Annotated in this window: 17 protein-coding genes and 1 pseudogene; 11 read left to right on the top strand and 7 right to left on the bottom strand. The window is 71.3% G+C overall.

Going from position 1 to position 24109, the window contains the following annotated elements; genetic code table 11:
* The first annotated feature begins 76 nt into the window (after nt 1-76).
* The 5 genes from malQ to treZ all read left to right on the top strand — a co-directional run bounded on the left by malQ (nt 77) and on the right by treZ (nt 8607).
* Complete coding sequence (gene malQ, locus RM788_RS40160) at nt 77-1972, top strand: 4-alpha-glucanotransferase (RefSeq protein ID WP_315925089.1); 1896 nt, start codon at nt 77-79, stop codon at nt 1970-1972.
* A 103-nt stretch (nt 1973-2075) separates the two neighbouring features.
* Nucleotides 2076-2414 carry a hypothetical protein gene (locus RM788_RS40165; RefSeq protein WP_315925090.1) on the top strand — a complete coding sequence of 113 codons (339 nt, stop codon included), beginning with the start codon at nt 2076-2078 and terminating at the stop codon, nt 2412-2414.
* A 108-nt stretch (nt 2415-2522) separates the two neighbouring features.
* Entirely contained in the window at nt 2523-4646 is a 2124-nt protein-coding gene (glgX, locus tag RM788_RS40170) for a glycogen debranching protein GlgX (RefSeq protein WP_315925092.1), read from the top strand.
* Complete coding sequence (gene treY, locus RM788_RS40175; protein WP_315925094.1) at nt 4643-6850, top strand: malto-oligosyltrehalose synthase; 2208 nt, start codon at nt 4643-4645, stop codon at nt 6848-6850. The genes glgX and treY overlap by 4 nt, the downstream gene beginning before the upstream one ends.
* Entirely contained in the window at nt 6847-8607 is a 1761-nt protein-coding gene (gene treZ / locus RM788_RS40180) for a malto-oligosyltrehalose trehalohydrolase (protein WP_315925096.1), read from the top strand. Before treY ends, treZ begins: the two co-directional genes overlap by 4 nt.
* Here treZ and RM788_RS40185 read toward each other — a convergent pair.
* Nucleotides 8547-9047 carry an ANTAR domain-containing protein gene (locus RM788_RS40185; protein WP_315925098.1) on the bottom strand — a complete coding sequence of 167 codons (501 nt, stop codon included), beginning with the start codon at nt 9045-9047 and terminating at the stop codon, nt 8547-8549. The two genes, treZ and RM788_RS40185, sit on opposite strands and share 61 nt — an antisense overlap.
* Nucleotides 9048-9312: 265 nt before the next feature.
* Here RM788_RS40185 and RM788_RS40190 point away from each other — a divergent pair, with 265 nt between their 5' ends.
* The 4 genes and pseudogenes from RM788_RS40190 to RM788_RS40205 all read left to right on the top strand — a co-directional run bounded on the left by RM788_RS40190 (nt 9313) and on the right by RM788_RS40205 (nt 13249).
* The gene (locus RM788_RS40190) at nt 9313-9486 is read left to right on the top strand and encodes a CsbD family protein (RefSeq protein WP_106191523.1); all 174 of its coding nucleotides are present in this window, start codon (nt 9313-9315) and stop codon (nt 9484-9486) included.
* A gap of 539 nt (nt 9487-10025) precedes the next feature.
* Nucleotides 10026-10583, top strand: coding sequence for a TetR family transcriptional regulator (locus RM788_RS40195; protein WP_315925101.1), 558 nt, complete (start codon nt 10026-10028; stop codon nt 10581-10583).
* A gap of 187 nt (nt 10584-10770) precedes the next feature.
* Nucleotides 10771-12048: an HNH endonuclease signature motif containing protein gene (locus RM788_RS40200; protein ID WP_315925103.1), complete on the top strand. Its 1278-nt coding sequence runs from the start codon at nt 10771-10773 to the stop codon at nt 12046-12048.
* Nucleotides 12000-13249: pseudogene (locus tag RM788_RS40205) on the top strand (IS4 family transposase). Before RM788_RS40200 ends, RM788_RS40205 begins: the two are co-directional and overlap by 49 nt.
* Before the next feature lie 290 nt (nt 13250-13539).
* On the opposite strand, the gene RM788_RS40210 reads toward RM788_RS40205, so the two are convergent.
* From RM788_RS40210 to gabT, 4 genes are all read right to left on the bottom strand, one after another.
* Nucleotides 13540-15534: a hypothetical protein gene (locus RM788_RS40210; RefSeq protein WP_315925105.1), complete on the bottom strand. Its 1995-nt coding sequence runs from the start codon at nt 15532-15534 to the stop codon at nt 13540-13542.
* Nucleotides 15535-15631: 97 nt separating this feature from the next.
* Nucleotides 15632-16633 carry a LacI family DNA-binding transcriptional regulator gene (locus RM788_RS40215; protein ID WP_315925107.1) on the bottom strand — a complete coding sequence of 334 codons (1002 nt, stop codon included), beginning with the start codon at nt 16631-16633 and terminating at the stop codon, nt 15632-15634.
* 129 nt (nt 16634-16762) lie between these two features.
* Nucleotides 16763-18190, bottom strand: a complete 1428-nt coding sequence (locus RM788_RS40220; protein WP_315925109.1) for an aldehyde dehydrogenase family protein — start codon at nt 18188-18190, stop codon at nt 16763-16765.
* Complete coding sequence (gene gabT, locus RM788_RS40225; RefSeq protein WP_315925111.1) at nt 18187-19482, bottom strand: 4-aminobutyrate--2-oxoglutarate transaminase; 1296 nt, start codon at nt 19480-19482, stop codon at nt 18187-18189. The genes RM788_RS40220 and gabT overlap by 4 nt, the downstream gene beginning before the upstream one ends.
* A 79-nt stretch (nt 19483-19561) precedes the next feature.
* Here gabT and RM788_RS40230 point away from each other — a divergent pair, with 79 nt between their 5' ends.
* Both RM788_RS40230 and RM788_RS40235 read left to right on the top strand, forming a co-directional pair.
* Nucleotides 19562-20902: a PucR family transcriptional regulator gene (locus RM788_RS40230; protein ID WP_315925113.1), complete on the top strand. Its 1341-nt coding sequence runs from the start codon at nt 19562-19564 to the stop codon at nt 20900-20902.
* Between the two features lie 173 nt (nt 20903-21075).
* Nucleotides 21076-22320: a serine/threonine-protein kinase gene (locus RM788_RS40235; RefSeq protein WP_315925114.1), complete on the top strand. Its 1245-nt coding sequence runs from the start codon at nt 21076-21078 to the stop codon at nt 22318-22320.
* Nucleotides 22321-22437: 117 nt separating this feature from the next.
* Here RM788_RS40235 and RM788_RS40240 read toward each other — a convergent pair whose 3' ends face one another.
* On the bottom strand, nt 22438-23406 hold the full coding sequence (locus RM788_RS40240; protein ID WP_315925116.1) for a TIGR03557 family F420-dependent LLM class oxidoreductase: 969 nt from the start codon (nt 23404-23406) through the stop codon (nt 22438-22440).
* A gap of 10 nt (nt 23407-23416) precedes the next feature.
* On the bottom strand, nt 23417-24076 hold the full coding sequence (locus tag RM788_RS40245) for an HAD family hydrolase (RefSeq protein ID WP_315925118.1): 660 nt from the start codon (nt 24074-24076) through the stop codon (nt 23417-23419).
* Between the last annotated feature and the right edge of the window lie 33 nt (nt 24077-24109).

Raw genomic sequence — 24109 nt, forward strand, 5'->3', positions numbered from 1 at the left:
GAATTCCCTGCAACCTTCGGGTGACCAGGCCGTGCCGCCCTGGCATCCGCGGCGCACTTGAGAGAAAGCTGACCGCGTGGACGACGAGTTGGCCGCACTGGCCGAGGTGCACGGCGTGGCCACCCGGTACGAGGACTCCGGCCAGCGCCTGGTGGACGTCGACCCCGCCGTGGTGGTGGCCGTGCTCGCCCAACTGGACGTGGACGCCTCCACCCCGGAGGCCGTGCGCGCCGCGCTGGCCGCCGCGGCCGCCGCCCCCGACACCCTGCCGCCGACGATCGTCGTCCGCGAGGGCCGCACCCTCGACCTGGGCCACCCGGCGACGGTGGTGCTGGAGGACGGCACCGAGGTCGACCTGCCAGCCGAGCTGCCGCTGGGCTACCACCGGATCGACGCGACGACCGTGATCGTCACCCCGGACCGGCTGCCCGCCGTGCCGAGGGCGTGGGGCTGGATGGTGCAGCTCTACGCGCTGCGCTCGGAGGAGTCGTGGGGGCTGGGCGACTACGCCGACCTGGCCACCGTCGCGCGCCGCTCCAGCGCGGAACTCGGCGCCGGGGTGCTGCTGGTCAACCCGGTGCAGGCGATCAGCCCGACGCACCCCGTGGAGCGCTCGCCGTACTCGCCGTCGAGCCGCCGCTACTGCAACCCGATCTACCTGCGCGTCACCGACACCGCCGCGCACGCGGCCGCCGAAGAGGCCACCTGCGCCGAGATCGCCGCGCTGCGCCCGGACAACACCACCGAGCTGATCGACTACGACGAGGTGTGGACCGCCAAGGCCGCCGCGCTCGAACTGCTCTGGCCGCACCACCCGGAGCCGGTCGACCTGGACGCCGATCCGGCGCTGCGCGACTTCGCCACGTTCTGCGCGCTCGCCGAGCGGCACGGCCCGGACTGGCGGACCTGGCCCGAGGCTCAGCGCGACCCGGCGACCGCGCGGGCCGACCCCGAGCGGGTCGCCTTCCACGCCTGGCTCCAGCAGCTCTGCCGCGCCCAGCTCGACGAGGTGCGGCTGGCCGCGCACGAGTCCGGCATGGCCGTCGGCGTCATCCACGACCTGCCGGTCGGCGTGCACCCCGGCGGCGCGGACACGTGGGCGCTGCGCGACACGTTCGCGCCGAACGTGACCGTGGGCGCGCCGCCGGACGCGTTCAACCAGCAGGGCCAGAACTGGAACCTGCCGCCGTGGCGGCCCGACCGGCTGGCCGCGCTCGGCTACGCGCCGTTCCGGGAGATGCTGCGCAGCGTGCTCAGGCACGCCGACGGCATCCGGGTCGACCACGTCGCCGGGCTGTGGCGGCTGTGGTGGATCCCGCCGGGCGAGTCGGCCGACCGGGGCACCTACGTGCGCTACGACCCGGAGGCCATGCTCGGCGTGCTGGCGCTGGAGGCGCACCGCGCGGGCGCCGTCGTCGTGGGCGAGGACCTGGGCACGGTCGAGGACGAGGTCACCGAGACGCTGCACGAACGCGGGATGCTCAGCTCCGCGGTGCTGTGGTTCCAGCGCGACTACGACCTGCCGGGCCACCCGCTCGTGCCGCCGGAGAAGTGGACCGAGTCGGCCATGGCGAGCATCTCCACGCACGACCTGCCGACGGTGGCCGGTTTCCTCGCGGGCGAGCACGTCCGGATCAGGGCCGAACTCGGCTTGTTTGACGGCTCGGTGGACGGGGAATACAGCGCTGCCGAGCTGGAACGACGCCAGCTCGTCGAGCTGATGACCCAGGAAGGGGTCCCGACCGATGACCTGGTGGCGGCGTTCCACGCCCTCCTGGCGAAAGCGCCCTCGGTGCTGCGCCTGACCTCGCCCCAGGACGCCCTGGGCGAGGTGAGGCAACCGAACCTGCCGGGTACCGTCGACCAGTACCCCAACTGGCGGATACCGCTCCCGGTCACCCTGGAGCAGCTGTTCGCCGACCCGCACGTGCGCGCCGTCGTCGCCGCGCTCGCCGGGGAGCAGGGCCGGTGAACGGCCGAAACACGCGCGTTACGGCGGGTCAGGCGCCCGCGGAGTATCGTCGAGACGTCACCCGAGGAGCGTTCTGCCCAATGGTTGGAGGTGGCAATCCCCAGTGAACACCGAGCTCGTGACCCGGACGGGTACTTTGCCCGCAGACCTGATCACCGCCGCGCACAGCACCGAAGCGCTGGAACTGGCCGTCGAGCAGGTGCTCGCCGCCGTCCGCCCGGCCGTGCTGACCGACCCGGTGTCCGGCGCGCTGCGCGCCGAGGAGTCGCTGCGCATGGCGCTCAGCGGTGCCGACCGCGGCACCGACGGCCCGTTGCGGCAGGCCATGGCCTGCGCGGAAGCCGCCTGCGAGCACCTGCGGTACTGCGAACTCCAGGAGGCCCGACTCCTCCTGGTAGCCGCGCGAGGCCAACTGGTCCGCGCCCACGCCCAGCGGTCTTGAGCCGACTCGGGTAGATCGAACCCCACCAAGACCGCCACGCTCCCGGCCCTCCCCACGTCGAGTTCCCTCGACCGGGGGCGGACCGGGTTGCCTGCTGAGGAGATCTAGTTGCGGCCCTGGCCCGGAACCCCCTACCCGCTCGGCGCCACCTACGACGGCGTCGGCACGAACTTCGCCCTGTTCTCGGAGGCCGCCGACGAGGTCGAGCTGTGCCTCTACGACGACGAGGGCAAGGAGACGCGCGTCCGCCTGCCCGAGGTCGACGGCTTCGTCCACCACGGCTACCTGATCGGCGTCGGCCCCGGCCAGCACTACGGCTACCGGGTGCACGGCCCGTTCGAGCCGGAGCACGGCCCGCGCTGCAACCCGAACAAGCTGCTGATCGACCCCTACGCCAAGGCGATCTCCAACGGCGTCGAGTGGGACGAGTCGCTGTTCGGGTACAAGTTCGGCGAGCCGGACCAGCGCAACGACCAGGACTCGGCCCCGTACGTGCCGAAGTCGGTCGTCGTGAACCCCTTCTTCGACTGGTCCAGCGACCGGGCGCCGAAGACGCCGTACAACGAGTCGGTCATCTACGAGGCCCACGTGCGCGGCCTGACGATGAACCACCCGGAGATCCCGCACCGCCTGCGCGGCACGTACGCGGGTATCGCGCACCCCGTGGTCATCGACCACCTCACCAAGCTCGGCGTGACGGCGATCGAACTGATGCCCGTGCACCAGTTCATCACCGACCACGGGCTGGCCGAGCAGGGGCTGCGCAACTACTGGGGCTACAACACCATCGGGTTCTTCGCCCCGCACGACCTCTACGCGGCGATGCCCGACCAGGCGAACCAGGTCCAGGAGTTCAAGGGCATGGTCCGCGCCCTGCACGAGGCGAACATCGAGGTCATCCTCGACGTGGTCTACAACCACACCGCCGAGGGCAACCACCTCGGACCGACGCTGTCCATGCGCGGCATCGACAACGAGGCGTACTACCGCCTGGTCGAGGACGACAAGCAGCACTACATGGACTACACGGGCACCGGGAACTCGCTGAACGTGCGCAGCCCGCACACGTTGCAGCTGATCATGGACTCGCTGCGGTACTGGGTCACCGAGATGCACGTGGACGGCTTCCGCTTCGACCTCGCCGCCACGCTCGCCCGCGAGTTCTACGACGTGGACCGGCTGTCCACGTTCTTCGACCTCGTCCAGCAGGACCCGGTGGTCAGCCAGGTGAAGCTGATCGCGGAGCCGTGGGACGTCGGCCCCGGTGGCTACCAGGTCGGCAACTTCCCCCCGCTGTGGACCGAGTGGAACGGCAAGTACCGCGACACCGTCCGCGACTTCTGGCGCGGTGAGCCCGCGACGCTGGGCGAGTTCGCCTCGCGCGTCACCGGCTCCTCGGACCTGTACCAGCAGGACGGCCGCAGGCCGTACGCGTCGATCAACTTCGTGACCGCGCACGACGGGTTCACGCTCAACGACCTCGTGTCCTACAACGACAAGCACAACGAGGCCAACGGCGAGGACGGCCGCGACGGCGCGGACGACAACCGCTCCTGGAACTGCGGCGTCGAGGGCCCCACCGACGACCAGGGTGTCCTGGAGTTGCGGGCGCGCCAGCGGCGCAACCTGATGGCCACGACCCTGCTGTCGCAGGGCGTCCCGATGCTGCTGCACGGCGACGAGTTCGGCCGCACCCAACAGGGCAACAACAACGTGTACTGCCAGGACAACGAGATCTCCTGGGTGGACTGGAAGCTCGCCGAGGAGAACGCCGACCTCATCGAGTTCACCGGCGCGCTGACGGCGTTCCGCAAGCAGCACCCGGTGCTGCGCAGGCGCCGGTTCTTCGCGGGCAAGCCGATCCGCAGCGGCGACGACCTCCGCGACATCGCGTGGTTCACCCCCGCCGGCGAGGAGATGACCGAGCACAACTGGGGCGACGACTTCGGCCGCTGCGTCATCGCGTTCCTCAACGGCGAGGGGATCCCGGACCTCGACCAGCGCGGCATGCGCGTTGTGGACGACTCGTTCCTGCTGGCGTTCAACGCCCACCACGAGGACATCGAGGCGACGCTGCCGGAGGAGAGCTACGGTCCTCAGTGGACGGTCGTGGTCGACACGGCCACCGGCGCGGTCCAGATCCCCGAGCTGGGCCAGGTCATCCCGGCGGGCGGCAAGCTGACGCTCGTCGCGCGCTCACTGGTGGTGCTCCAGCGGACGGGTGGCGAATGACCGGGCCGTTCGCGCCGTCGTCGACCTACCGGCTGCAGTTGACGCCGGGCTTCACCTTCGCCGACGCCGCCGAGGTGGTGGACTACCTCGCGCGGCTCGGCGCCGGCGCGCTCTACGCCTCGCCGATCCTCGACGCGGCACCGGGTTCCACGCACGGCTACGACGTCGTGGACCCGACCCGCGCCCGTCCGGAACTCGGTGGTGAGGACGGGCGGCTGGCGCTTTCCGCGAAGGTCTCCGCCGCGGGGCTCGGGTTCGTGCTCGACATCGTCCCCAACCACATGTCGGTCGCCGTCCCGGAGACCGACCCGTGGTGGTGGGACGTGCTCAAGCACGGCCAGGAGTCCCGCTACGCCCGGTACTTCGACATCGACTGGGCCGCCGGTCCGGTGCTGGTGCCGATCCTCGGCGACGAGGGCGAACCGGTCGTCGACGGCGACGTCGTCACCTACTACGACCACCGGCTCCCGGTGTCGGACCACTACCGCCTGGTGCACTGGCGGCGGGCCAACGAGGAGCTGAACTACCGGCGGTTCTTCGACATCACCACGCTCGCCGCGGTCCGCGTCGAGGACCCCGAGGTCTTCGACGCGACGCACGACGAGGTGCTGCGCTGGGTCGCGGCGGGCCAGGTGACCGGCCTGCGGGTCGACCACCCGGACGGCCTCGCCGACCCCGGCGGCTACTTCCGCAGGCTCAAGGAGCGCTCGGGCGTCTGGATCGTGGCCGAGAAGATCCTCGGCGTCGGCGAGCCGCTGCCGACCAGCTGGCCGGTCGAGGGCACCACCGGGTACGACGCGCTGCGCGAGGTCTGCGGCGTGTTCGTCGACCCGCGCGCCGAGGAGCGGTTCACCGCGCTGGCCGCGGAACTGGGCCAGGACACCGACTTCGAGGCCGTCGAGCACACCTGCCGCACGCTGGTGACCGACTCGATCCTGCGGGCCGAGGTCCGCCGGATCGGCGCGCTCGTGCGCGACGCCGAGCCCGCCGCCGCTGAGGCGGCCGTGGCCGGCGTCATGGTGAACTTCCCCGTCTACCGCTCGTACCTGCCCGAGGGCGAGGCGTCGTGGGCGACCGCGGTGTCGCGCGTCAAGGGCGCCGAGGCGCTCGACGAGCAGGTCCGCGCGGAGCCCGACGGCGAGCTGGCGACGAGGATCCAGCAGACCTCCGGCATGGTCGTCGCGAAGGGCACCGAGGACACCGCGTTCTACCGGTACACCAGGTTCGTGGCGCTCAACGAGGTCGGCGGCGCGCCGGACCGCTTCGGCGTGCCGGTGGAGGAGTTCCACACCCTTGCGGCGCAACGGGATTCGGCTTTGCCGGAGTCGATGACGACGTTGTCCACGCACGACACCAAGCGCTCCGAGGACGTGCGGGCCCGGCTGGCCGTGCTCTCGGAGCTGCCGGACGAGTTCGCAGGCCTGGTGCGCGGGTGGACGGACCGGCACGGGATCGACGAGCCGTCGCTGAACATGCTGGCGTGGCAGACGATCGTGGGCGCCTGGCCGATCGGCCCCGACCGGCTGCGCGACTACCTGGACAAGGCCGCCAAGGAGTCCAAGGTCCGCACGACGTGGGTCGACCACGACGAGGAGTTCGAGAAGGCCGTCGCGGCCTGGCCCGAGCAGGTGCTCGGCGACGCCGCGACGCGCGGCGAGATCGAGTCCTTCGTGGAGAAGATCCGCCTGGCGGGCTGGTCGAACGCGCTGGGCCAGAAGCTGGTGCAGCTCACCGCTCCCGGCGTCCCGGACGTGTACCAGGGCACCGAGCTGTGGGACCTGTCGCTGGTCGACCCGGACAACCGGCGGCCGGTCGACTACGCGGTCCGCCGCGAGCTGCTCGGCCGCATCGAGGACTGGTGGCTCCCGGAGGTCGACGACACCGGCGCGGCCAAACTCCTTGTCGTGCAACGGGCCCTGCGGCTGCGCAAGGCCCAGCCGGAGCTGTTCCACGGCTACCGCCCGCTGCCCGCCGAGGGCGTCGCGGCCGAGCACGTGCTGGCGTACAACCGTTCGCCCGACCTCGCGGTCGTGGCCACCCGGCTCCCGATGGGCCTCGCGGCGGCGGGCGGGTGGCGCGACACGGTGCTGCCGCTGCCCCCCGGCGAGTGGACCGACGTGATCACCGGGCAGCTCGCCACGCCGAAGCTGGCCGACGTGCTCGGCCGGTACCCGGTCGCGCTGCTCGTGCGGGAGGGCTCGTGAGCTTCTCCGTGTGGGCGCCCAAGGCGGAGGCCGTCCGCGTGCGCGTGGACGGCACCGACCAGGCCATGACGGCGGGCGCGGGCGGCTGGTGGTCCGCCGACGTCGACGGCACGGACTACGCGTTCCTGCTGGACGACTCCGACGACGCGCTGCCCGACCCCCGTTCGCTGTGGCAGCCGGCCGGGGTGCACGGCCCGTCGCGCCGGTACGACCACGGCGCGTTCCGGTGGACCGACGGCGACTGGACCGGGCGGCAGCTGGCGGGCGGTGTGGTCTACGAGCTGCACATCGGCACGTTCACCCCCGAGGGCACGCTGGACTCGGCCATCGGGAAGCTCGACCACCTGGTGGACCTCGGCATCACGCTGGTCGAGGTGCTGCCGGTGAACTCCTTCGACGGCACCGCGGGCTGGGGCTACGACGGCGTCCTGTGGGGCGCCGTGCACGAGCCCTACGGCGGGCCGGACGCGTTCAAGCGGTTCGTCGACGCCTGCCACGCCAAGGGCCTCGGGGTGCTGCTCGACGTGGTCTACAACCACCTCGGGCCCTCCGGCGCCTACCTCGACCGGTTCGCGCCGTACTTCGCCGGCCGCAACGACTGGGGCCCCGGCCTCAACCTCGACGGCCCAGGGTCCGACGAGGTGCGCCGGTACGTCGTCGACAACGCGCTGGGCTGGCTGCGCGACTTCCACGTCGACGGCCTGCGCCTGGACGCCGTGCACGCGCTGCTCGACCGGCGGGCGACGCACCTGCTGGAGCAGTTGGCCGTCGAGGTCGACGCGCTGTCGGCGGGGCTCGGGCGGCCGCTCACGCTCATCGCCGAGTCCGACCTCAACGACGCGAGGCTCGTCACCGCCCGCGAGGGCGGCGGGTACGGGTTGCAGGCCCAGTGGTCCGACGACCTGCACCACTGCCTGCACGTGGCGCTGACGGGGGAGACCAGCGGCTACTACGCGGACTTCGCCGAACCCGGCGCGCTCGCGCGGACGCTGGCCGAGGTGTTCTTCCACGCGGGCACGTGGTCGTCGTTCCGCGGCCGCACGCACGGCCGCCCGGTCGACACCCGCGTGCTGCCCGGCCACCGGTTCCTCGCGTACCTGCAGAACCACGACCAGATCGGCAACCGCGCCACGGGCGACCGGATGTCGGCGACGGTGTCGCCGGGCCTGCTCGCGTGCGGGGCGGCGATCGTGTTCTGCTCCCCGTACACCCCGATGATCTTCATGGGGGAGGAGTGGGCGGCGAGCACGCCGTGGCAGTTCTTCGCGTCGTTCCCCGACCAGGAGCTGGCTGACGCGGTCCGCACCGGGCGGCGGCGCGAGTTCGGCGCGCACGGCTGGGGCGAGTCGGAGGTGCCGGACCCGATGGACCCGGCCACCGCGGAGCGCTCGAAGCTGAACTGGGCGGAGAGCGGCGAACCGGCCCACCGGGGGATGCTCGACCTGTACCGGTCGCTGATCGCACTGAGGCGCGACCACCCCGAGCTGGCCGACCCCCGACTGGCCGACCTCGTCGTCGAGCAGCTCGGGACCGTGCTGGTGCTGTACCGCGGTGACCTGCGGCTGGTGTGCAACCTGGGGGCCACCGCGGTCACCCAGTCACTGGACGCGGCGGGCGGGCGGGTGCTGCTCGCCTCCGGTGACGCCGCACTGGCGGCCACCACCGTCCGGTTGTCCGCGGAATCGTTCGCGATCCTTCAGACCGCTGGTTCGTCGTCGAGCCAACCCACGTCCGCGAGCCTCTCCGCCAACAGCTGACCGGCCAGTGTCAACTCGTCGGCCAGCTGTCTTCGCACGTCGGCAGGCGCATCGTCCACCCGGTGCGCCGCCTCGTGCGCGGCCACGAGCTGCCGCGCCGCCTCGACCACGTCGACACCCGGCCACTGCACCTCCTCGACCCGCTCGTGCGGTTCGACGGGCAGGTGCACCGACCGGACCGCCTGGCGCGGACCCAGCTCACCCGCCAGGTCGACGAGCTTCACCGCGATCGAGTGCAGCTTGACGTTGTGGTGCTGCGACATCCGGACGAGCAGCTGGAAGCCCTGCTGCGGGGTGAGGCCCTGGACGGCCGCGATCAGGCCGGTGGCCTGACCGATCACCGTGCGGGTCTGCAGGGCCTTGCGCAGGCCTGCGACCTCGGCCTCGAGGCCCGCGATCCGCACGCTCACCGGATCGACTTGGCCGTTCTCCCCGACCACGGTCGGGCTCCTCTCGCACGTCGGGACACGGAGCCATGCCAGACGCGGGAAGAGGGCAGCGGCAAGCCAGCAAGCCCACCGCGCGACGTCGGCACACTGCCGTCGCCCCTCGCTGACACGGGTGCCCTCCGGAGAGGACACCCGATGGCTTGCGGCTGGCTTTTCAACCGCTAACGATCACCGTAGTACACCGGCGCCCCGATGTTTCGCCCCGGTCGCCACGGGTACTCAACGCGCGGACCTACCGCCTACGGAGAGGACCGTCATGGGTGCCGACGACAAGATCAGCAACAAGGCCGAGGAGCTCAAGGGGCGGGCCAAGGAAGCTGTCGGCGACGCCACTGACAACGAGCAGTGGCAGGCCGAAGGCAGGGCCGAGCGCGCCAAGGGTTCCCTCAAGCAGGCGGGCGAGAAGGTCAAGGACGCCTTCAAGAGCTGACACCCGCCAGAACGTCGAGAGCCGCCGGTTCGCAGGGGACCGGCGGCTTTTCGCTGTCCACGTCCTGCCGCCACGATGGGCGCTCGCCTCTCGGGAGTTCACTCGACCGAGGTGGTTCGCGGGCCGACTCCGGGCATGGGACGGCCCCCGGACCTTTTCCCGCACGAGGTGCGGGCCGAGCTGGACTGGGCTCGGGGTACCGGGGGCCGGGTGCCTGCCTGGAACTCGCCAGGCCGCTCCGAAAAGGGTCCCTATCGGGCGGTCCTAGCGGACGGACACCTCACGCAAAGTCCTGTAGCTATACAACTCCGGACCACCTCCTTCCTCGTGTACAGCCAAAATATGCCCAGATCCGGGACCCGGCAACGTATATGGTCCACGTCACAATCGGCGGCTCGGGCGCAGTTCGTCTACCTGCTGGTTTCCGTCCAAGGCGCTGCCTCGGCCACCCGCCTCGCCGCACTTGACGCCTCCTCTACGGCTCGCGCACCGCCGTGGACCCGTCTGTCAACCGACCGTTCGGTTGCTAGCCTCGCTCCATGATCCGCGACGCAGAGCGCACCAGGAAACGCCTGCTCGACGCCGCCACCGCCGAATTCGCCGACCTGGGCATCGCGGGCGCGCGGGTCAATCGCATCGCCGAGGTGGCGGGCTGCAACAAGGCCATGCTCTACGCCTACTACGGCAGCAAGGACCAGCTCTTCGACGCGGTCTTCACCGCCCACGTCGGCGATTTCCTGGCCCGGGTCCCCTTCGACGCCGCCGACCTGCCCACCTACGCGGGCAGGCTGTTCGACTACTTCGAGGACAATCCCGCCGCCCGCCGCCTCTCGGTCTGGTACCGCCTCGAACGCCCCGACAGCCCACGCCTGGACGCCGTTGTGGAGGTGGACCGCCTGCGCCTGGAAGAACTGGCGCACGCGCAGTCCGACGGCGGGTTGCCCACCCACTACACCCCGGCTGCCCTGCTCGCCCTGGTCCAGGCGATCAGCACGGCGTGGTCCTCGACGAACCCCGAGCACGACCTGGCCGCCCCACCCGACCGCGACCAGCGCCGGACGACCGTGGTCGACGCGGTGCGCAGGCTGATTGCCTAGCCTCAGGCCTCAGGCCTCAGGCCTCAGGCTTCTTGAGACGCGAAGCGAGGGTGTCGGTGATCGTGTTGTGCTTGTTTTACCTGTGGTCACCGGCTTACCGGTGACATCGCTTCAATTCACTCGATAGAACCGCTGTTCATGAATTTTTCGCTGGTGAGTACACCTGGTCCCGTTATATGGTTGAGATATGAGCGGACTGGGGCTACTCGACGACGCGGGGCTGATGGATGCCCTGCGCATTGAGGTTGAGCGTGCCCGGTCTGCACATGCGTCCGTATTGGCGGTGTTGGCTGAGGCGCGGGCTCGCGGGTTGGAGACGCGGGCTGGTTATCGGAGCTTGGCGGAGTTGGTCAAGCATGTGGTTCGGGTGGATATCGGTGAGGCGAAGCGGTGGGTGGCGCAGGCGTCTGCGGTTTTCCCATCGGTCACACCGACCGGTGCCGTGGTGGCTGTTCCACTGCCGGTGGTGGCGAAGGCTGTGGCCGAAGGCGTGTTGTCGTCGGCGCATCTGGATGTGCTGGTCGGTGCGATGGCCGGGTTGCCCGTGGAGGCGGAGCGGATCCTGGTGGATGTGGCCCGTTCTGCTGAGCCCGCGGGGGTGCGGGCGGTCGCCGCTGGCATCCGGGCTCGAATCGATCAGGACGGCGTGGAGCCTGATGACCGCGAGCCAGCTCAGCCGGTGAACCTGTTGCATCTGCGGATGAAGTCGGATGGTCGGGTGGAGTTCAGTGGGCGGTTGGGTGCTGAGCAGGGTGGGTTGTTGCGGGCGTTGATCGGGCCGTTGGCCAAGCCGCACTCTGCCGACGCCGCCGGCCCGGATACCCGCACTCTGCCGGAGCGTCAGGGTGACGCGTTGGCGGATGTGCTGAACCTGGCGTCGCGGTCACGGGATCTGCCGATCGAAGCCGGGGAACGTCCGCATGTCACCGTGACCATCGACTACGAGACCCTGGTGACGGGTGCCGGGACCGCGATCCTGGGTGACAGCAGCGTGATCAGCGCTGGCGAGGCGCGCCGGATCGCGTGCACCGCCGGAATCATCCCCGCCGTGATGGGTGAGCGCAGCGAGGTACTGGACATCGGGCGGATGTCACGCCGGTTGACCCCGCACCTGCGGCGGGCGTTGCACCTGCGGGATGGTGGGTGTGCTTTTCCGATGTGCGATCGTCCACCGAATTGGGCTGATGCCCATCACATTCGGGCATGGCACCAAGGCGGGGATACCAGTATCGACAACCTGGTGCTGTTGTGCCGTCGTCATCACGTGTTGATCCACCACAGTGAATGGGAGGTCCGAATGTCGGGCGGGCTCCCGGACTTTCATCCGCCCGCGTTCATCGATCCCAATGCCGCTAAGTTAAGGGCGCTGTGTGTCGTCCCTGTAGACCATGACCTTGTTGCTACTACTGTGAATCGGTGCCAGTCGCGCGTTCCTTCACCGATGGAATCGGTATCGGTGTCCTGACCCGTCTGTTCGACCGGGACCTCGTGGACGAGGTGATCGAGGAGACCGGGTGTCGGGAGAAGCGGTCCCGGCTGCTGCCCGCCAGGGTGGTCGTCTACTACGTGCTGGCGATGTGTCTGTTCTTCGACGACGGCTACGAGGAAGTGATGCGCAAGCTGGTCAACGGCCTGCGGTTCCTGGGCACCTGGCGGGAGGGTTGGCGGGTACCCACCACGAGTGCGATCTCCCAGGCACGTCGACGGTTGGGCGAGGAGCCGTTGCGGGTGTTGTTCGACCGGGTCGCGGTCCCCATGGCCGGGCCGGGCGCGCGAGGCGCGTGGTTTCACGGTTGGCGTGTGATGGCGGTGGACGGGGTCGTCCTGGACGTGCCGGACACCGCCGACAACGTCGCGGTCTTCGGCAGGAAACCGCACGGTGGAGGGGAGAGCGCGTTCCCGCAGGTGAGGATGGTGGGGCTCGGGAGTGCGGCACCCACGCGATCGTGGCCGCGGCGATGGACTCCTGGCAGGTGTACGAACGCGGGCTCCTCGAGCGGATCCTGCCCCGTTTCGAACCCGGCATGCTGGTGCTGGCCGACCGGGGCTTCTACGGCTACGAGATGTGGAAACAGGCGCGGGAGACCGGTGCCGAGCTGGTGTGGCGGGTCAAGGACGATGTCGACCTGCCGGTGCTGGAGTGGTTGCCCGACGGGTCCTACCGCGGTGAACTGCTTGCCAAGAACGTGAAGGCCGATCTCAAGCGGGGCAGGCGACGCAGCGTGCCCGAGGGGCATCGGCTCGCGATTCGCGTGGTCGAGTACATGGTGACCAACCGGGGTGGGGAACCCGAGACGATCCGGTTGATCACCTCGATCATGGACCACGAACTCGCCCCCGCCGTGGAGTTGGCGGCGTTGTATCGGCAACGCTGGGAGTTCGAGTTGACCTTGGACGAGATCGAGACACATCAGATGCCGCGGTCCCGGTTGCTGCGTTCCAAGTCCGCCGACCTGGTCCGCCAGGAGATCTGGGCGCTGCTGCTGACTCACTACGCGGTGCGGCAGTTGATGTTGGAGGCCGCCGACGACATGGCCGCCGACGACGGGTTGGATGTCGACGAGTTGTCGTTCGTCCGCGGTCTCAACGCCGTGCGCCGCCAGGTCACCAACCAGGCGGCTTTTTCCCCCTCGCCGTCTGAGACTGGCGATCGTCGAGACGGTTGAGGAGATCCGTCACCGTCGGACCCGAGGACGTCGGGATCGTTCGTATCCGCGTGTGGTGAAACGGAGCCAGGTCGGCGACAAGCTGATCAAGCGTTCCTCACATACAGGCACCCGTTACAACGAGCCTCCTGAACTGCACGTATTCGACAGGAGCGCCTAACTTAGCGGCATTGGGATCGATCCGCACCGGAGACCGGTGCGCAATGAGATGCGAAGACTCGCGGGCTAGACGGGCAAGTCCAAGGAGTGGTGCCGGAAGACGTGAAATGAGGGTGTCGGTGATCGGGCATCTAGCCCCGGTCCCAGGCCCCGTCGGTGCTGGGACTGGTCAACCACTCGACGTTCAACGGGAAAGTCGCCCCCTGAGCGTCCCGCAGCTTCCCGCACAGCCCCTCCTGCCGGGCTGCCAACTCCTTCACCACCTCGAACGGCGACGCGTCCGCGTCCGGGCCGGTCGCGTTCCGGTACCAGTTGCCCAGCACCTCGAGGGTGAAGTCGACGACCATGAGCCCGCCGAGGCCGAGCACCACGTCGCCGGTGGCCTGGAAGACGCCGGAGTGCAACGCCAGGTTCCGCGCGCTGTACAACGCGTCGAGCAACGACCGCATCCGCTCCTGGGTGGCGATCAACCACCGCGCGCAGCTCCCCGCCGACGCCAGCCGTCCCTGCCAGTCCACGACCTGCCGGGCCGCCAACGGGGCCACGTGGGGCAGCAGGTCGTGGACGGCCGTCCGCGCGTCGAGCAGTCGGGGGTCGTCGGCCGGACGCGCGGGGAGCAGCACGTCCACCCACCGGTTCACGTCCAGCAGGTACTTGTGGTCGTCCAGGGTCGCGTACTCCGCCACCACCGCGAGCGGTTCGCGCAGCGAAGCGCCCAACCCGTCGTGCCGCCGCACGGCGTCCTCGTGCCGACCGGTGGCCGCGGCCAGCCCCACCCGCAGCCGCGCCACCTCCGGGTGGCCGGGCGCGCACCGCTCGATCGCCCGCCGCAGGCTCACCACCCGCCGCTGCGTGGCCCCCACCCGGCTGCGGGCGTGCTTCGTGGAGGCGGTGGCGGACTGGTGCAGCAGCTGGTGCGTCTCCACGACCTGCTGCCGCAGCGCCTGCAACGCCAGCACCCCCGCCAACTGCGACGCCCTCTCCGCCACCCCCAACGCCTCCAACGCCGACCACGACAGCGCGGCCGCCGTCAGCGGCGACTCCGTCGTCCGGGCCAGGTGGGCCATCCGCAGCCCCTCGCGCAGCCCCCGCGGCCACCGCTGCACCAACGGGTACGCCCGGTTCACGGTCGACCGCCGCGGCGTCAGTTCGTCGCTGCGCACGGTGCCCGCGCGGGTCACCAGCATCCGCGGGTCCAACGAGATGGTGAGCAGCCGGTGCCCCGCCACGTACTGGTCCAGCAGCTCGGTGACCCGACGCCGCGCCAACCGCGCCGCGGCCGCCTTGTCGACGGCCTCCACGTCGACGGCCACGACGCAGCTGGTCGACGAGCGCGGCACCGCGGCCAGGAACTGGCGCAGCCGGTCGCGCGCGGCGCCCCAGCCGAGCCTTTCGGGCTGCCCCTCCGACCACTGCCGGGCGGTCGGGTCGAGCGCGGCCAGGCCGGACAGCTCGCCCGCGCCGTGCACGACGCACGCCACGTGGTGGCGCACCCGGTCCGGGTGCAGGGTCTGCCAGATCGCGGCGGCGTCGGGGCCGTGCTTGGCGAGGGTGTGCGTCAGCTCCTGCTGGAGCGTGTCCGGGTCGCGGTCGGTCGCGGCGACCAGGCAGGCGACCTCGTCGCTGATCTGGTCGAGCCGCGCCCACCTGCCCGGTGAGCTCGCGGAGGTGTGCCAGGAGTCGTGGAACAGCGTCCACAGCAGCTTCGGCAGCTCGGCGATGAGGGTGTCGAGTCGGGACGCGAACGCGGCGGCGGCGACCCGGCTCTCGTGGTCGTCGTACATGGCGCCCGACGCCTCGACGATCTCCGCCAGCGTGTGCGTGAGGTGCACCAGCGGCTGGTGCGCGGTGGCCGCCGCCGCCCGGTTGACCGCCGCGGCGGCGTTGAGGCAGAGCGACCGCAGCAGCCTGCCCTTGGGCTGGCCGAGCACGCTGTAGCTCAACAGCGCGGAGTGGGTGCGGGGGAGTTCGGCGGCCAGGCCCGCGAGCGTGGCGGAGTGCTGGCTGAGCAGCGTGGCGGGTTCGATGGAGCGGATGACCCTTTGCAGCAGGTAGGTCTGCTCCCGCAGCGCCCCGCTGGTGCGGAGTTGTCCCAGCAGTTCCGGGTCGAATCCGCTGAACGTCACACCACGCAGCGTAGTCGCAACCGGTGTGCGGCCGAGGTGCTCGCGAACACCTCCGACGGCAGGTTCGGGGTGCTCGGGCGAGGGGAGGTCGGAGCTTTCAGGAGATCGCTAGACCGGCGGGCGGAGCGGTGGTAGCCCGGATGACCAAGGTGGTCGGGAGTTCTTTCCTCTTGGATTCCACCGCCGTGGTGCCGTTGTCGAGCTGGTCGAGCAGGAGTTCCACGGCGGCGCGGCCCGCGGCCTCGGCCGGCATGGTCACGGTGGTGAGCGGGCGGCCGCACATCGCGGCGTAGAGGATGTCGTCGAACCCGGTGACGCTGATCCGCTCGGGCACGGCCACGTCGAGCTGCGCGAGCCGGTTCAGCACCCCCAGCGCCATGAGGTCGTTGTAGGCGATGATCGCCGTCACGCCCGCCGCCAGCGCCTGTTCGACGCCCTGCGCGCCGCCGCGGAACGACGGCTCGAACGGGCCCAGTTCGAGCACGTCGACACCCGTGCGCGTGGCGGCCTCCCGCAGCCCGCCGCGGCGGAACTGGTTGGACCACGTCCGCCCCGGCCCGCCGAGGTACGCGCAGTGCCGGTGCCCGAGCGCCGCCAGGTGCTCGACCACCGCGCCCATCCCCGACGCGCTGTCCATCAGCACCGACGGCAGCCCCGGCAGCGCGCGGTTGACCAGCACCATCGTGGTCAGGTCCGCCAGTTCCACCAGCCGCTCGTCGTCCAACGCCGACGCGCACACCACGACGCCGTCCACCTGGCGCGCCATCGTGCGGATCAGCTCCTCCTCGGTCCCGCCGTCCTGCCCGCTGTCGCAGAAGAACACCGAGTTGCCCGACTCGCGGGCGCGGGCCTGCACACCGAGCAGGATCGACGGGAAGAACGGGTTGCCGAGGTCGGGCACCACGATGCCGAGGTTGCCCGTGCGCCCGGTGATCAGGCTGCGGGCGGCGGGGTTGGGCTGGTAGCCCAACCCCCGCACCACTTCCAGCACCCGTTCCCTCGTGTCGGCGCGAACCAGGTCCGGCGCGCTGATGGCGCGCGAGACGGTCGACACCGACACCCTCGCCTGACGTGCGACATCCCTGATGGTGACCGGCACGGCGGCTCCTCTCGTCGTGGCGGCCATGCAGGATGCACACGGATCCGGCGAGCCGTCAAGATCGAGGTCGGAAGCCTGTGGAGGTCCACAGGTAGGTCAAAACTGGCAATGCCTCCGATGTCTGCGCTGTCAGAAGGTGAGTCCGGTGAGCACGAGAACGCGCTGCTCAGTCAGGTCCTCCATGGCCGACTTCAGGCCTTCGCGGCCCGTCCCGGACTCCTTCGTCCCGCCGTAGGGCATCTGGTCGGCGCGGAAGCTCGGCACGTCGCCGACGATCACGCCGCCGACGGCGAGCTTCGCCGACGCCCGGAACGCGATCCGCACGTCGTGGGTGAACACCCCGGCCTGGAGGCCGAAGCGGGACGCGTTGACCCGGTCGAACGCCTCCTCGACGCTGTCGACCGCCTGGAGCACCACGACCGGCCCGAACACCTCCTCGGCCACGACCTTGGCGTCCTCCGGCACGCCCGCGAGCACCGTGGGCGCGACCGTCGAACCGTCCCGTCCGCCGCCGGTCAACAGGTCCGCACCTGCGGCGACGGCCTCGGCGACCCAGGCCTCGACCCGTTCGGCGGCGGGCAGGTTGATCAGCGGCCCGACGTCGGTGCCGGGTTGCGCGGGGTCGCCGGTGCCGAGCTTGCGCACGTGCGCCACCACGGCCGCGGCCACCTCGTCGTACACGTCGCGGTGCGCGTAGACCCGCTGCACCGAGATGCACGACTGGCCGCCCTGGTACATCGCGAACGTGGCGATCCGCTGCGCCGCCCAGTCCAGGTCCGTCCAATCGGGACAGACGACGACCGCCGCGTTGCCGCCCAGTTCCAGCGTCACGTGCTTGCGCGGCACGCGGTCCTGGATGCCGTAGCCGACCGGGCCGGAGCCGGTGAACGACACGACCGGCAGCCGCGGGTCGGCGACCAGTTCGGCCGCGACCTCGTTCGGCACCGGAAGCACCGACCACGCGCCCGCGGGCAGGTCCGTCTCGGCCAGCAGTTCACCCAGCAGCAGGGCGACCAACGGGGTGGCGGGCGCGGGCTTGAGGATGATGGGCGCGCCGACCGCGATGGCCGGGGCGACCTTGTGCGCCACCAGGTTCAGCGGGAAGTTGAACGGCGCGATGCCCAGCACCGGCCCGCGCGGCACCCGGCGCACCAGGGCCATCCGCCCGCCCGCGGCCGGGTCGGTGTCCAGCCGCTGGAGTTCGCCGGAGAACCGCCGCGCCTCCTCGGCCGCCCAGCGGAACGTGGAGACCGCCCTGGTCACCTCGACGCGCGCCCACTTCACCGGCTTGCCGGACTCCGCGGTGATCAGCGCGGCGATCTCGTCGGCGCGCTCGGCCAGCCTGCGCGAGACGTGGTCCAGCGCGGCGGCGCGGGCGTGCGCGGGCAGCACGGCCAGTTCCGGCGCGACCGCCTCGGCGGCGGCCACCGCGCGTTCCACGTCCTCCGCGCTCGCCTGGGACGTCGTGCCCGCCAGGGCCCCGTCGAACGGGCTGTGCACGGCGAGTTCGGTGTCGCTCGTGGTCGCGGTACCCGCGACCCAGTAGGGGGTCGTCACTTCGCCACTCCGAGGATCGCCTGTTCGAAGATGTCCATGCCCTCGGCCAGCAGGTCGTCCGGGATGACCAGCGGGGGCAGGAAGCGGATCACGTTGCCGTGGGTGCCGCAGGTCAGCACGACCACACCGGCGGCGTGGCAGGCCTTCGCGACCCGGCCCGCGACGTCGGGCGTCTGCTCGGTGAACTCCACCGCGAGCATCGCGCCTCGGCCGCGGATGTCGCCGATCAGATCGGTCTTCTCCGCCAACGCCCTCAACCGCGGCAGCACGGCTTCCTCGATGCGGCGTGCGGCGGCGGAGAGGTCGCGCTCGCGCATCGTCCGGATCGCGCCCAGCGCCGCGGCGCAGGCGACCGGGTTGCCGCCGTAGGTGCCGCCGAGACCTCCGACGTGCACGGCGTCCATCACCTCCGCGCGTCCGGTCACCGCGGCCAGCGGCAGACCGCCCGCGATGCCCTTGGCCGTGGTGACCACGTCGGGCACCACGCCCTCGTGGTCGCTGGCGAACCAGGAGCCCGTGCGGCAGAAGCCGGTCTGGATCTCGTCGGCGACCAGCAGCGCGCCGGTCCGCGCGCACCACTCGGCGACGGCGGGCAGGAACCCCGGCGCGGGCACGATGAACCCGCCCTCGCCCTGGATCGGCTCGATCAGCACGCACGCCGCGGTGTCGACGCCGACCTGCTTCTCGATCAGGTCGATCGCGCGCGCCGCGGCCTCGGCGCCGCTGAGCCCGCCGTCGCGGTAGGGGTAGGACATCGGCACCCGGTAGACCTCGCCCGCGAACGGGCCGAAACCGTGCTTGTACGGCATGTTCTTCGCGGTCAGCGCCATCGTGAGGTTCGTGCGGCCGTGGTAGGCGTGGTCGAACACGACGACCGCTTGGCGGCCGGTGGCGTGCCGGGCGATCTTGACCGCGTTCTCCACCGCCTCCGCGCCGGAGTTGAACAGCACCGACCGCTTCTCGTGATCGCCCGGCGTCAGCTCGTTGAGCTGCTCGCAGACCTCCAGGTACCCCTCGTACGGCGTGATCATGAAGCAGGTGTGGCTGAACCTGTCGATCTGCGCGTGCACGGCCTCGGCGACCGCGGGCGCCGGGTTGCCGACGCCCGTCACGGCGATGCCGGAACCGAGGTCGATCAGCCGGTTGCCGTCGACGTCGATCAGCACCCCGTCCTCGGCGGAATCGATGTAGACCGGGAGGGTCGACCCCACCCCGGAGGCCACCGTGCTCTTGCGGCGCGCGGCCAGTTCGAGGGATCGGGGACCGGGCAGTTCGGTGCGCAGTCGCGTCATGGCCCCAGCATGGTCGGGTTCCACGGGGCGCGCAGTGCCGGATGTGGCCACCCGTGCGGGCGCTGATGTACAAACTGGCATGCCCCTGATCCTGCGTTCCCTGGTCGACGACCTGCGGCTTCCGGTGCACGCGGGCGCGGGCGGCCTCGACCGGGCCGTGTCGTGGGTGCACGGCACCGAACTGGTCGACCCGACGCCGTTCCTGGAGGGCGGCGAACTGCTGCTCACCACGGGACTGGCCGTGCGGCGCGGGTTCCGCGGCTACGTCGAGCGGCTGGCCGCGGTCGGCGTGGTGGGACTGGGGTTCGGCACCGGGCTGAGCCACGCGGTGGTGCCGCCGGGACTGGTGGCCGCCGCGGAGCGGGAGGGCCTGCCGCTGCTGGAGGTCCCGCGCGAGACGCCGTTCATCGCGCTGAGCAAAGCCGTGTCACGGGCCGTCGCCGCCGACAAGTACGCGGCGCTGACCCGTGCGGACGAGGCGCGGCGGGCGTTGACGCGGGCGGCGGTCGGCCGCGACGGCGTGGCCGCGGTGGTGCGGAAGCTGGGCCAGTGGGTGCGGGCGCGGGTCGTGCTGCTCGACTCGGCGGGGGAGCCCGCGCACGGGTTCGGCTGGCGCCCGCTACCCGACCTGGCGCCGGAACTGGCCAGGCTGCGGGCTTCCGGCGGGCTGGCCAGTTCGGCGTTCGAGGCCGACGGCGCGCACGTCGTCGCGCAGGTGCTCGGCGGACGGGGGCGCGGTTTCCTGGCGGTCGCCCGCGACGAGCCCTGGGACCCGGCCGACCTCGGCGTCGTGACCACGGCGGCGTCCCTGCTCACCCTGTCCCTGGCGCGGTCCGATTCCGCGCGCAGGCGCTTGCGCACCGCGGAGTTCCACCTCCTGGCGGCCGGTCGCGCCGACCTCGTCCCCGGCCTGCCGGACGGGCCGGTGCACGTGGTCGTGGTCGACGGCGTGGCGGTGGAGGACGTGCCGGGGTTCGCCGCGGAGGTCGACGGGCACGTGGTCGTGGTGGCCGCCGAGGTCCCGGTGCTGCCCGGCGCGCGGCTCGGGGTGTCCACGCCGGTGGGAATCCGCGCCGTGGGCGAGGGATTCCGCCAGGCGCTGGCCGCGTTGGCGGTCGCGCGGCCGTCGGCGCCGGAGGTGCGCTTCGCCGACCTGGCGGGCGCGGGTCTGATGTCGCTGCTCCCCGACGGCGCCGGGAAAGCGTTCGCCGAGTCGCTGCTGGCGCCGCTTTCCCCGGAACTGCGGGAAACCCTGCGCGTCTGGCTCGCCCACCACGGCCAGTGGGATCCCGCCGCGGCGCGACTGGGGGTGCACCGGCACACCCTGCGCAACCGCGTCCGCAAGGCGGAAGCGCTGCTCGGGAGGTCTTTGGACGTGCCGGGCGTGCGCGCCGAGTTGTGGCTGGCCCTCAACGCGTAACACTGGGGTCTTGACAGCCGACTACCGTTTGGATGCACGTGCATCTGCACACCCGGTCGGCAGTGGCCGCACGGGAACGGGTGATCAACGGATTCGACCCCTCAGGGGCAAGTTGGGCCCCTGACGGGTAAGTTGCGAATGCGTGATCGGCTAAGCGGGAGGGCCAGTCGGGGATGACCAGCCGCAGTGAAGCGACCGCCGTCTGGGACGGTGACCAGAGTGGCAGGGTCGTCGGCGGCCGGTATGAACTGGGCGGTCTACTGGGAACCGGCGGCATGGCCGAGGTCTACCGCGCCCACGACTCCCGGCTCGAGCGCTCCGTCGCCGTGAAGCTCTTCCTCAGCAGCGCCGGGCCCGAGGACCAGATCCGGCTCGACCGCGAAGCGCAGATGCTCGCCGCGCTGCACACGCCCGGTGTCGTCACGGTGTTCGACACCGGATCGCACCGCGGCAGGCCCTACTACGTGATGCAGGTCGTCGACGGCGGCACCCTGCGGCAGCGGATGCGCCAGCCGCTCCCGCCGTCGCTGGTCGCCCGCGTCGGCGCGCAGATCGCGGAAACGCTGGACTTCGTGCACGCGTGGGGAATCGTGCACCGCGACATCAAGCCGTCGAACATCCTGCTGGACGACACCGGGCGGCAGGCCTACCTCGCGGACTTCGGGCTGGCGTTGCAGGCGCACGCCACCAGGGTGACCCGTTCCGGGCTGCTGGTCGGGACCGCGGGCTACCTGGCGCCCGAACAGCTGCGCGGTCGTGAAGTGGCCCCGCCCACGGACATCTACGCGCTCGGGCTGGTGCTGCTGGAATGCCTGACGGGGCAGGCGGAGTACCCCGGTGGGGACACGGAGGCCGCGCTGGCCCGGTTGTCGCGGCCCGCGAGGGTGCCCGCCGGGCTGCCGGAGCCGTGGACCGAGCTGCTGGTGTCGATGACGCACTCGGACCCGAGTCGCCGACCGCGGGCCGCGCAGTGCGCGCAGGTGCTGCGGGTGGCGCAGGAGACCAGCGTCGGGGTGCCGCCGCTGACCGACATCAAGCCCGCGTTCGACGACGAGCCCACCAGCAGCACGCCGGTGGCGCAGAAGCGGACCCCGGCGCGGCTGACGGTCGTGCTGGCGGGCGCGGTGGCCGCCGCGCTGATCGGTGTGGTGGTGGCCTTGGCCAACACCGGGACGGATCCGTCGGGGGAGTTGCCGGGGAGCGGCGGGGGACCGTCGGGGTCGGGGGAGAAGTCGACCACCCACACCGTGACGGTGGTGCAGCCGCCGCGGTCGGGGTCCCGGCCGCCACCGCCGCCGGGCTGTCCGCCGTTACCGCCCGGTGTGGATCCGCCGCCGCCGTTGGCGGACGGGAGCCCGCCGCCCTGCCCGAAGGCCAGTGCCACGCCCAGTTCCCCACCCGCCAACGCGGGAACCTAAGGGGCTGGGCGCGGGGATGACGACGGCGCGGGCGCCGTCGTCATCCCCGCGCCCAGCCCGCCGGTCAGGACGGCTGAATCATCCCGACCGGCGTCCCGTTCCGTCCACTGTGAACGTTCAGGACTCGCGCAGTGCCGGGAGCAGTTCACCCTTGGCGAAGTCCAGGAAGTCGGTCTGGTGGTCGCCGCCGACCTGGACGAGGGCGAGGTCGGTGAAGCCCGCGTCGCGGAACTCCTTCACCGCGGCCGCGATCGGGGCGATCTCGGGGCCGCAGGGGATGTTCTTGGCGACGTCGTCTGGGGTGACGTACTGGCTGGCCGCCGCGAAGCCCGCCGTGCCGGGGATCTCCGCGTTCACCTTCCAGCCGCCCGCGAACCAGCGGAACTGCTCGTGGGCCCGCCGGATCGCCTCGTCGCGGTTCGGGTCCCAGCTGATCGGCAGCTGGCCGACCTTGCGCGAGGTGCCGCCGTCGCGGTGGAACATGTCCCACGAGCGGACCAGCTCGGCGTCGGGTTCCACGGCGACCATGGTGTCGGCCACCGGGGCGAAGCGCTGGACGGACTGGGAGCCGGACACGGCGACCGCGATCGGGACCCGCTTGTCGGGGCGTTCCCACAGCTTCGCCGAGTCGACGCGGAAGTGGTCGCCCACGTAGTCGACGTAGCCGCCGTCGAAGAGCTGCGAGATGATCTCCACCGCCTCGCCCAGCATCTCGTGCCGGACGTTGACCGGTGGCCAGCCGCGGCCGATGACGTGCTCGTTGAGGTTCTCGCCCGACCCCAGACCCAGGGTGAAGCGGCCGCCGCTGAGCTCCTGGACGGTCGCGGCCTTCTGGGCGACGACGGCCGGGTGGTAGCGCATGGTCGGGCACGTCACGTAGGTCATCAGGTCGATCTGGTCGGTCGCCACGCTGACCGCGCCGAGGACGCTCCACGCGTACGGCGCGTGGCCCTGCTCGTCGAGCCACGGGAAGTAGTGGTCGCTCATGACCTCGAAGTCGAAGCCCGCCCGCTCGGCGCCCGCGGCGTGCTCGACGAGTGCCTTGGCCCCGCTCTGCTCGGTCATCAGGGTGTAGCCGATGCGCATGGTGAGCCTCCTAGACGGTCGCGAAGGGGAGATCGGCGAGATCGGCGCGGAGGTTGTCGAGAGCCTCGTACACCGTGGAAGCGCCGTGGTCGCGCAGTTCGGCGTCGCCGAAGCCGCCGGTGAGCAGCGCGACGACGGGCAGGCCTGTGCGCTTGGCGGCGTCGCAGTCCCAGACCGAGTCGCCGACGACGACCGCGCGTTCGGTGTCGACCTTGGACAGGGCCACCTGGAGCAGGTCGGGCGCGGGCTTGCTGTCCTCGGCGTCCTCGGACGTGGTGAACCCGGTGATGACGTCGCGGATGTCGAGCAGGTCGAGGTAGTGCTCGATGTGCTCCCGCTTGCCGGAGCTGGCCAGCACGACGTGGAGCCCGTGCTCGGACACGGCGGAGGTGACCAGGCGGTGCGCGCCCTCAAGGGGGCGGATCTCGTCGAGCAGCGGCTCGAACTCCTGCTCCCACGCCTTGCGCAGCTCGTCGCCGTGCTCGGCCTCGGCGTGCTCGCCCGCGACGGCCTCGACGAGCCGGTCGCCGCCCATGCCGATGGCCCGGTGCACGCGCCACGCGGGCACGGTGAGCCCGACGGACCGGAACGCGCGCAGCCAGGCGACCGCGTGGTGGTAGTTGGTGTCCACCAGCGTGCCGTCGACGTCCAGTAGCAGCGTGTTCGTCATGGCACGCGGGATTCCCCGCCAGTCGGCCGCGAA

This window comes from Umezawaea sp. Da 62-37, from assembly GCF_032460545.1.
Lineage (GTDB): Bacteria > Actinomycetota > Actinomycetes > Mycobacteriales > Pseudonocardiaceae > Umezawaea.

Excerpts from the sequence above, each read along its gene's own strand:
- treY (WP_315925094.1), top strand. The coding sequence starts at position 4,643 with ATGACCGGGCCGTTCGCGCCGTCGTCGACCTACCGGCTGCAGTTGACG.
- RM788_RS40190 (WP_106191523.1), top strand. The coding sequence starts at position 9,313 with ATGGGTGCCGACGACAAGATCAGCAACAAGGCCGAGGAGCTCAAGGGG.
- RM788_RS40195 (WP_315925101.1), top strand. The coding sequence starts at position 10,026 with ATGATCCGCGACGCAGAGCGCACCAGGAAACGCCTGCTCGACGCCGCC.
- RM788_RS40200 (WP_315925103.1), top strand. The coding sequence starts at position 10,771 with ATGAGCGGACTGGGGCTACTCGACGACGCGGGGCTGATGGATGCCCTG.
- gabT (WP_315925111.1), bottom strand. The coding sequence starts at position 19,482 with ATGACGCGACTGCGCACCGAACTGCCCGGTCCCCGATCCCTCGAACTG.
- RM788_RS40230 (WP_315925113.1), top strand. The coding sequence starts at position 19,562 with ATGCCCCTGATCCTGCGTTCCCTGGTCGACGACCTGCGGCTTCCGGTG.
- RM788_RS40235 (WP_315925114.1), top strand. The coding sequence starts at position 21,076 with ATGACCAGCCGCAGTGAAGCGACCGCCGTCTGGGACGGTGACCAGAGT.
- RM788_RS40240 (WP_315925116.1), bottom strand. The coding sequence starts at position 23,406 with ATGCGCATCGGCTACACCCTGATGACCGAGCAGAGCGGGGCCAAGGCA.
- RM788_RS40245 (WP_315925118.1), bottom strand. The coding sequence starts at position 24,076 with ATGACGAACACGCTGCTACTGGACGTCGACGGCACGCTGGTGGACACC.